Source organism: Streptomyces sp. NPDC033216, from assembly GCF_055577115.1.
Map to the genome: position 1 here is coordinate 258,632 of NZ_JBVIQK010000010.1, position 8,880 is coordinate 267,511.

Genomic DNA, 8,880 nt, shown 5'->3' on the forward strand with positions numbered 1-8,880 from the left:
CGCGCAGCCGTCCGCGCGGCCCTGCCGAAGCCGTCAGACCGCCCGGTTTCGCCGACGGGCCAGCTCGTCCGCCGGGTTGGGCCCGACGAGTGTCTCACCGGTGTCCACGCGCTCTCCGTGCAGCTGCGACAGTGCGCTCTCGACGTCCCGCCACACCACGCCGACGGCGATCCCGAAGATGCCCTGGCCGCCCTGGAGCAGCGCGTGGACCTCGTCCGGCGAGGTGCACTCGTAGACCGTGGCGCCGTCACTCATCAGCGTCATCCGCTCGAGGTCGCTGAAACCACGCTCGCGCAGGTGCTGGACGGCGGTGCGGATGTTCTGGAGGGAGACCCCCGTGTCCAGGAAACGCTTGACGATCTTGAGGACCACCACGTCCCGGAAGCTGTACAGGCGCTGGGTACCGGACCCGTGGGCCGGCCGCACACTCGGCTCGACCAACCCCGTGCGCGCCCAGTAGTCCAGTTGCCGATAGGTGATGCCGGCGGCCGCACAGGCCGTCGGCCCCCGGTAACCGATCTCCTCGGACGCCATGGACGTCGCCCCTCCGCTGCTCGGCACGACCGCCGGTCGCTGCGGTGTGTGATCGGCCGCGCCTCCGTGCTGGGGATACCCCCCGCTCGCGCGGAGCCGAGAGCTCGGGGGAGGGTACGGACCGCTCCCCCCGACACCGAGTCCGGGGGCACCCCCAACCGTACCGTCGCCGCTGCTTCTCACGCCGACCTCCGTCCTTGACCTGCCTTCTCGACGGTAGGCAGTCACCAGGGGTGCGTCAACGATCGCCACACTCGGCACGCCGAGTGATAATCACCCTAGGAGTGGTTTCCCGCGCTCCATCGCGGGGAAAGGCTAGCCGAATGCCCTGAGCGGAAGCCGCAGGACGCTCTCACGCGCCGCCGGCAATTGCCGCGACCGGAGGGCCGGTGGGCCCGCCGGACCGACCCGGCTTCCGACGGCTACTGGTTACTGCTGCCGAAGTCCTCGGGCGAGATCTGGTCCAGGAACTCACGGAACTTCTCCACCTCGTCCTCCTGCTCGTCCGGGATGGCGATCCCCGCGTCGTCCAGCACCGTGTCGCTGCCGTAGATCGGCGTTCCGGTGCGCAGGGCCAGCGCTATGGCGTCGGAAGGCCGCGCGCTCACCTCGACCCCGCTCGCGAAGACCAACTCGGCGTAGAAGACACCTTCACGCAGGTCCGTGATGCGCACCTCGCTGAGCTCCTGGCCGACGGCTTCCAGCACGTCCTTGAAAAGGTCGTGGGTCAGCGGCCGCGCCGGAGCCATGCCCTGCTGGGCGAAGGCGATCGCCGTCGCCTCCCCGGGCCCGATCCAGATGGGGAGGTAACGATCGCCTCCCACTTCACGCAGCAGCACGATCGGTTGGTTGGAGGGCATCTCGACCCGGACACCTACGACATCGAGCTCGTTCACACAGCAACCCTAGGCCGTGCTCGGGACCTTTGGGTAGTCGGGCCTGGAACGGGTGACCGATCCGGGCGACCGGAACCCCTCAGGGCAGGCGCACCCCGAGCGCGGCCTGCACCAGCGCCGCGTGCAACCTGACCGTGAGCTCCGCCAGCTCCTTCGTCCGGGCCTCGGCATGCGCCCTGGTCTGTGGATTGCGGTGCCGCCTGAGCGGTGCGACCACCTGGTCCACCAGCCCCGCCTCACGGTCGGCCGCCGCCTTCATCGCCCGCAGGTGCCGGGGTTCGATCCCGAACCGCCCCAGCTCGGAGACGAGCACGGCCACCGTGACCGCCTCCGCGTCGTAGACCCCGTCCTCCAGCGGCGCGACGAGCCCGTACGACTCCCACTCCAGGAGCTCCCGCTCCTCGATCCCGGCGGCCGCCAACAGCTCGGTCCGCCCGATCCGGGCGGCGGTGGGACCCTCGGCCGGCTCCGGTACCGCCTGTCCGTCCCGCTGCCGGCCCACCGTGGGCAGCGGCGCCGCCTCACCGCGGGCCACGGCGTCCAGATGCTCCCGGATCACCTTGAGCGGCAGATAGTGGTCCCGCTGCATCCTCAGCACATGGCCGAGGCGCTCGACGTCCGCCACGCTGAACTTGCGATACCCCGACGGAGTCCGCTGCGGCTCGACGAGCCCCTCCGACTCCAGGAAGCGGATCTTGGAGATGGTGACCTCGGGGAACTCGTCGCGCAGCAGGTTCAGCACCGTGCCGATGCTCATCGCATCACCGTCCGCTGCGGCGGCGCCGGATCCGGAACCGCCCCTCGGTGTTCGCAGCATGGGCCTCCCCTGGGGGTTCCCCCGGACCAGGTCCGGGGGCGGGTCAGTAGCCTCGCTGGCTCGCGTAGAAGACCAGCCGGTACTTGCCGATCTGCACCTCGTCGCCGTTCGACAGAGGCACCTCGTCGATCCGCTCGCGGTTGACGTACGTGCCGTTCAGGCTGCCGACGTCGGCCACCGTGAACGAACCGTCCTGACGACGCCGGAACTCCACATGGCGGCGCGAGACCGTCACGTCGTCCAGGAAGATGTCGCTCTGCGGGTGTCGTCCGGCCGTCGTCAGGTCGCCGTCCAGCAGGAAGCGGCTGCCCGAGTTGGGGCCGCGTCGCACCACCAGCAGGGCGGAACCCAGCGGCAGCGCGTCGACCGCGGCCTGCGCCTCGGGCGAGAGCGCCGGCAACTGCGTCTGTCCGGTGACTTCGGAGTCGTAGGCCTCGAGACCGGAGATGGAGATGGTGGAGGTCGTCTCCGACGCGCGCTCGGGCGTCAGACCCGGCCTCAGCGGCGCGCCGCAGTTGGAACAGAAGCGGCTGTTCTCCGCGTTGCGGTTACCGCACCTCGTACACACCAGGGCCGACATAGGGGAAAACCCTCCACCCGTGCTTGAGGTTGACGGTTGCCCGAAACCTATGCCGCCGGACTGTGCAGGGTCAACCGACGCCCCGCCCTGGCCTCCGGAAATGTCACCGCCCGGACCAGCCACCTGGTCACGGAACAGGGGCCGCTGGCCCTCGGCGTCAGGCTGTGCGCGGTGACGAGCGGTCGCGTTGTCACCGCTGCCCTCTCGCGCGCTCTTACCGAACAACTTCGCAAACAACTTCACGGGCGATTCCCCTTGACCGAAACAGACCCGCCCGTGGGGCAGGACGAACCCTGAATGACTAGACCGGCCGACCCGGACATCTTCACAACGTCCGTATCCACCAAACAGTTTCCACCACGCACCACTCGATCGGTGCGCCGACCCCCCGCAACCTCATGCCCCTGCCGGACGGCCCCCATGCACCCCCGGTTCACTGCGAGGACGACCGAGCGTAGTCAGGCTGCTCCGCTGCTCGCAAGGCGTCCACGACGATCTCGGTCGATCGCTCCACCGACACGGTGGCCTGCTCCTTCTCCAGAGTCTGCACCACGCCTCCAGGGATGTTGAGCGCCGGTTCGAGGTCCTGCGGCTTGCCGATGACCTTGAAACGATAGGGCGTGTTGATCTTGTTCCCGTCGACGCTCACACTCTTGCCGGATTCCGTCAGATACGTGTCGGCGACGACCCGGACGCCGTTCACCTGGATCGCCTCCGCCCCCGCCGCGCGCAGCTCCTGGATCGCGTCGAGCAGCATGTCCGCCTCGACCGTCCCCTTCGTGTCCTGGATGGTCATGGTGATGCCGGGCCCCTGGGCGGCCACCGTGCCCGCCAGGATGCCCAGCTGCTTCTCCTTCTCGACAGTCTGCTTACGGGCCTCCTCGGCCTGGTCGGAACTGTTCTCGAGTTCCTGCCGCTGCTTCTCGAGACCCTGTTTCTCGTCCTCAAGACGCTGACTGCGGTCATCGAGTTCATCGAGGATGCGCACGAGATCCTCCTGGCGCGCGCCGCGCAGGGCATTGCCGCTGTCGCTGTTGGAGGCCACCTGCACCGCCAGCCCGAAGCCGAGACCGAACAGCAGCAGCGCGACGATGAGTTGGGCCCGGCTCACCCTCGGCGGCCACAGCCCCTGCACGAGCCGCTGACGACCGGTCACCGCGGGCTTGGCGCTCTCCTCCGGCGTCTCCGCTCGCGCAGCGGTCGAGGGAACCTCCTGCGGCAGTTCCTTGCGCAGCCTGGTCGTGGGTGTCTCGTCCCGCGGTGTCTCGCCCGGCTGGGTCGTGTCGTGGTCGCTCATCGCCCTCACGCCCGGAAGACATGCCGGCGGATCGCCGCGGCATTGGAGAAGATCCGGATGCCGAGCACGACCACGACACCCGTGGACAGCTGGGCACCGACGCCCAGCTTGTCGCCCAGGAACACGATCAGGGCGGCAACCACCACGTTCGACAGGAACGACACGACGAAGACCTTGTCGTCGAAGATGCCGTCGAGCATGGCCCGCAGACCGCCGAACACGGCGTCCAGCGCCGCCACGACGGCGATCGGCAGATAAGGCTCGACGACCGCCGGAACCTCGGGCCGGACCAAGAGGCCGGCCACGACTCCCACGACGAGGCCCAGTACGGCGATCACGATGTGCCCTTCCCAGTTCTCGGCTGTGCTGTACGTACGATCACACTCGGTGCTGCGGGCACCCGGATGTCCTTCTCCACCGAGATGGCCGTCCGGATGCCGAAGTTCTCCTGGAGGGCATGCAGATACAGCCCGTCGGGGCTGTTCTGGAACCGGGTGCTCAGGTTCTTCCCGTCCCCCACCGCGAGCACCGTGTACGGCGGCACCAGCGGCTTGTTGTCCACCAGTATCGCGTCGCCCGCGGCCCTGATCGCCGACAGGGCCGTCAGTCGCTGCCCGTTGACGGAGACGGCCTCGGCACCGGACGCCCACAGCCCGTTGACCACGCGCTGCATGTCACGGTCGCGGACCCGTCCGGTGTCGGAGAAACCGGAGGTCTCGCGCGGGTCCCCGTCACCGCCGGTGGAGGCCTCCTCGGCGTCGTCCACGACCAGTCGCACACCGGGCCCGTGCACCTCGACGGCGCCCGCGAGAATCCCGACCAGCTCCGCCTCGTCGCCGCCACCGCTCTCCCGGAGCGCCTCTCGCTGCCGCGCGCTCACGTCGTCACGCAGTTTGTCGACGGTGTCCTCGAGCTTGTCCGCCGCCTCCGTCTCGCCGTCGATGCGGTCGATCAGCTCCTCGCGCTCCTTGGCCACGACCGGGGCGGCGATCCGCGCCTGGGCCGCTCCCACGGTCACGACGAGAGCCGCGAGCACCAGGCCGGCGGCCAGCCCCAGCTTCGAACGCAGCGTTCTTGGCAGGCCTCCGACGCCCTCGGCCCGCTTCCGGGCGGCAGCCTCGGCATATCCGTCGTCAAGGCTGTGGTCCATGACGTTGGTGAGCAGCGACATGGACGCGTCCGGGCGCGACGCGCGCGCGGATGTGCTCCGAACGGGGGGCTGCTGCGGCATGCCGCACATCGTCGCACGTCGCGCCCGCTACCTCCGAACGGCCCCACCGACGTGCCGGACAGGCCCCTTTGGGGGCACTTGTCCGGCACGCGCGTGTGGTAGGTGTTTCAGCGCCCGGCGCTGTCGACGACAGCCGCCCACTCGTCGAGCAGCGCCTGTGCGGAGGCGTCGTCGGGGCCCTCGGCCCACAGGTGCGTGACGGCCTCGGCCGGGTCCGGCAGCACCATCACCCAGCGTCCGTCCGTCTCCACCACCCGGACACCGTCGGTGGTGTCCACGAAGCGGTCTCCGGCGGCCTCGACGACCCGACGCATCACGAGACCCTTGACGGCCCACGGAGTGGCCAGATCCCGCTTCAGGACGTGCGCCCGCGGGATCCGCGCGTCGATCTGGCTCAGCGTGAGCTGCGTCCGGGCCACGAGCCCGATCAGCCGCACGAAGGCCGCAGTACCGTCGAAGACGCTGCTGAACTCGGGGACGATGAAGCCACCCTTGCCGTCCCCGCCGAAGATGGTCGACTCGTCCCGGCCGACCCGGGTCAGGTCGTCGGGCGAGGTCGTCGTCCACTCCACCTGCGTGCCGTGGTACGCCGCCACCTGCTCGGCGATCCGCGTCGTGGTCACGGGCAGCGCGACCCGCCCGCTGCGCCGCTCGGCGGCCACCAGGTCGAGCAGCACGAGCAGCGCCCGGTCGTCCTCGATGATCCGGCCTTTCTCGTCGACCAGGGAGAGCCGCTCGCCGACCGGGTCGAACCGCACGCCGAAAGCGGCCCGCGAGGACGCCACGATCTCCCCGAGCCGCACCAGGCCGGAGCGCCTCTGGTCACCGGTCTCGGTCGGCCGTGCCTCGTTGAGACCGGGGTTGACGGTCAGCGAGTCGACCCCGAGCTTCCCCAGCAGACTGGGCAGGACGAGCCCTGCACTGCCGTTCGAGGCGTCCACCACGACCTTCAGCCCGGCTTCGGCGATCCCGGTCGTGTCCACGTTCCGCAGGAGCGAACCTGTGTACGAGTCGAAGACACTGGCCGGGAAGTGCAGGTCCCCGATCTCTCCGGGGAACGCCCGCCGGTACTCCTGTCGGGCGAACACCCGGTCCAGCTTGCGCTGACTGCCTTGTGACAGGTCCGCGCCCTCCCCGTCGAAGAACATGATGTCCACGGAATCCGGCACCCCGGGCGAGGTACGGATCATGATTCCGCCGGCACTGCCCCGCGCCGTCTGCTGCCGCGCCACGGGCAACGGCACATTCTCCAGATCCCGTACGTCGATGGCGCTGGCCTGCAACGCGGAGATCACCGCCCGCTTCAGAGCACGCGCACCACGGGAGTGGTCGCGGGCCGTGGTGACGGTGGAGCCCTTCTTGAGCGTGGTCGCGTAGGCCCCGGCGAGGCGTACGGCCAGCTCCGGCGTGATCTCGACGTTCAGGATGCCCGAGACGCCCCGCGCGCCGAAGAGGTGCGCCTGGCCCCGCGACTCCCAGATCACCGAGGTGTTGACGAACGCGCCGGCCTCGATGGTCTTGAACGGGTAGACCCGCACATTGCCCTGCACGATCGATTCTTCACCGATCAGGCACTCGTCGCCGATGACGGCGCCGTCCTCGATCCTGGCCGCTCGCATGATGTCGGTGTTCTTGCCGACGACGCAGCCGCGCAGGTTGCTGTGCTGTCCGACATACACGTTGTCGTGCACGACGGCCTTGTGCAGGAAGGCCCCGCTCTTGACGACGACGTTGGACCCGATGACGCTGTGCTCGCGGATTTCCGCCCCCGCCTCCACCTTGGCGTAGTCCCCGATGTAGAGGGGGCCCCGGAGAACGGCGTCCGGATGCACCTCGGCGCCTTCGGCCACCCACACGCCCGGCGAGATCTCGAAGCCGTCGAGTTCGACGTCGACCTTGCCTTCCAGCACGTCGGCCTGGGCCTTCACATAGCTCTCGTGCGTGCCGACGTCCTCCCAGTAGCCCTCGGCGATGTAGCCGTAGATCGGCTTGCCTTCCTTCATCAGCTGCGGGAAGACGTCGCCGGACCAGTCCACTGGGACATCGGCCTCGACGTAGTCGAAGACCTCGGGCTCCATGACGTAGATGCCGGTGTTCACGGTGTCGGAGAAGACCTGGCCCCAGGTCGGCTTCTCGAGGAAGCGCTCGACCTTGCCCTCCTCGTCGACGATCGTGATGCCGAATTCCAGGGGATTGGGCACCCGCGTCAGGCAGACGGTGACGAGTGCGCCCTTTTCCTTGTGGAAGTTGATCAGCTCGGTGAGGTCGAAGTCGGTGAGGGCGTCGCCGGAGATGACGAGGAAGGCGTCGTCCTTCAGCGCCTCCTCCGCGTTCTTGACGCTTCCCGCGGTACCGAGTGGCTTCTCCTCGTTGGCATAGCTGAGCTCCATGCCGAGCTCCTCGCCGTCACCGAAGTAGTTCTTGACCAGTGAGGCCAGGAACTGGACGGTGACGACGGTCTCATTGAGCCCATGCCTTTTGAGCAGCCTCAGAACGTGCTCCATGATCGGCCGGTTGGCCACCGGCAGGAGCGGCTTGGGCATGCTTGAGGTCATGGGACGAAGGCGTGTGCCTTCGCCTCCGGCCATCACGACGGCCTTCATGTCGGAAGCGTCCTCCTTGAAGAGACGGTCTAGCCGACTTCACCCGTCCAGATTGTCCCGCACTTTTCCGTAGCGGGCCATCGAGCCAGGGCTGAGTGCCAATCGGTTCGGCAGGATCAGTCGGCCGGGACGTCCGCACGGACCAGGCGGCGGACTTGTACCACGTACAAGACTCCTGCCCACCAATAGAGGGTTGTACCCCATCCCGCGAACGCCCATCCGAAAATAGCCGCGAGTGACGCCGGCCATCCACTTCCGTCACTGAGCAGCAGTAGCGGGAAGGCGTACATCAGGTTGAAGGTGGCCGCCTTCCCGAGGAAGTTCACCTGTGGCGGGGGATAACCGTGCCGCCTGAGGATGCCCACCATCACCAGCAGCATCAGTTCTCGTGCCAGAAGTGCTGCGGTCAACCAGAGGGGGAGGATTTCCCTCCAGGTGAGACCGACCAAGGTGGAGAGAATGTAGAGGCGGTCCGCGGCCGGGTCGAGGAGCCGGCCGAGGCTGCTGACCTGGTTCCAGCGCCGGGCGAGCTTGCCGTCCAGATAGTCGCTGATTCCACTCAGGGCCAGCACGAGGAGAGCCCAGCCGTCGCTCTGCGGTCCCCCGAACTCCGGCCTGAGGATCAGCCACAGGAACAGCGGTACGCCCAGGAGACGCGCCATGCTGAGGATGTTGGGGATGGTGAGGACCCGGTCGGTCTGCACACGGGTCTCTTGGACCTCCACCCGGGGGCCTCCAGTAGAAAACGAGCCAACGATGCCCCCTGACCTTACCTCAACGCAAAAAAGCTCTGGCTCTTGGGCGTTGTGCCCAAGAGCCAGAGCTCTAAAAATTGTTCGGCGGCGTCCTACTCTCCCACAGGGTCCCCCCTGCAGTACCATCGGCGCTGTAAGGCTTAGCTTCCGGGTTCGGAATGTAACCG

Annotated in this window: 9 protein-coding genes and 1 rRNA gene; all 10 read right to left on the reverse strand. The window is 68.2% G+C overall.

The features are described 5' to 3' along the window. Positions 1-33: 33 nt before the first annotated feature. Entirely contained in the window at positions 34-717 is a 684-nt protein-coding gene (locus ACZ5Y0_RS20760; RefSeq protein WP_469130141.1) for a MerR family transcriptional regulator, read from the reverse strand. Between the two features lie 239 nt (positions 718-956). Further along, entirely contained in the window at positions 957-1,430 is a 474-nt protein-coding gene (locus tag ACZ5Y0_RS20765) for a bifunctional nuclease family protein (protein WP_073494403.1), read from the reverse strand. A gap of 79 nt (positions 1,431-1,509) precedes the next feature. Beyond that, the gene (gene ftsR, locus ACZ5Y0_RS20770; RefSeq protein WP_469130142.1) at positions 1,510-2,247 is read right to left on the reverse strand and encodes a transcriptional regulator FtsR; all 738 of its coding nucleotides are present in this window, start codon (positions 2,245-2,247) and stop codon (positions 1,510-1,512) included. Positions 2,248-2,290: 43 nt separating this feature from the next. Continuing rightward, entirely contained in the window at positions 2,291-3,178 is an 888-nt protein-coding gene (locus tag ACZ5Y0_RS20775) for an FHA domain-containing protein (RefSeq protein ID WP_469130162.1), read from the reverse strand. An 82-nt stretch (positions 3,179-3,260) separates the two neighbouring features. Continuing rightward, positions 3,261-4,124, reverse strand: a complete 864-nt coding sequence (locus tag ACZ5Y0_RS20780) for a DUF881 domain-containing protein (RefSeq protein WP_469130143.1) — start codon at positions 4,122-4,124, stop codon at positions 3,261-3,263. A gap of 5 nt (positions 4,125-4,129) precedes the next feature. Next, on the reverse strand, positions 4,130-4,462 hold the full coding sequence (locus tag ACZ5Y0_RS20785; RefSeq protein WP_003988855.1) for a small basic family protein: 333 nt from the start codon (positions 4,460-4,462) through the stop codon (positions 4,130-4,132). Then, entirely contained in the window at positions 4,459-5,355 is an 897-nt protein-coding gene (locus ACZ5Y0_RS20790) for a DUF881 domain-containing protein (protein ID WP_469130144.1), read from the reverse strand. Before ACZ5Y0_RS20790 ends, ACZ5Y0_RS20785 begins: the two co-directional genes overlap by 4 nt. Before the next feature lie 107 nt (positions 5,356-5,462). Further along, a complete protein-coding gene (locus ACZ5Y0_RS20795) occupies positions 5,463-7,958 on the reverse strand; it encodes a sugar phosphate nucleotidyltransferase (RefSeq protein ID WP_469130145.1) in 2,496 nt (831 codons plus the stop codon). Positions 7,959-8,074: 116 nt separating this feature from the next. Then, positions 8,075-8,683 (reverse strand): CDP-alcohol phosphatidyltransferase family protein, encoded by a 609-nt coding sequence (locus tag ACZ5Y0_RS20800; RefSeq protein ID WP_469130146.1) that lies wholly within the window; start codon positions 8,681-8,683, stop codon positions 8,075-8,077. A 109-nt stretch (positions 8,684-8,792) separates the two neighbouring features. Further along, a 5S ribosomal RNA gene (gene rrf / locus ACZ5Y0_RS20805) occupies positions 8,793-8,880 on the reverse strand; the annotation flags it as partial.

What these genes read in the sequence shown, in the direction of transcription:
- ACZ5Y0_RS20780 (WP_469130143.1), bottom strand. Translation starts at nt 4,124, where the DNA reads ATGAGCGACCACGACACGACCCAGCCGGGCGAGACACCGCGGGACGAG.
- ftsR (WP_469130142.1), bottom strand. Translation starts at nt 2,247, where the DNA reads ATGCTGCGAACACCGAGGGGCGGTTCCGGATCCGGCGCCGCCGCAGCG.
- ACZ5Y0_RS20795 (WP_469130145.1), bottom strand. Translation starts at nt 7,958, where the DNA reads ATGAAGGCCGTCGTGATGGCCGGAGGCGAAGGCACACGCCTTCGTCCC.
- ACZ5Y0_RS20790 (WP_469130144.1), bottom strand. Translation starts at nt 5,355, where the DNA reads ATGCCGCAGCAGCCCCCCGTTCGGAGCACATCCGCGCGCGCGTCGCGC.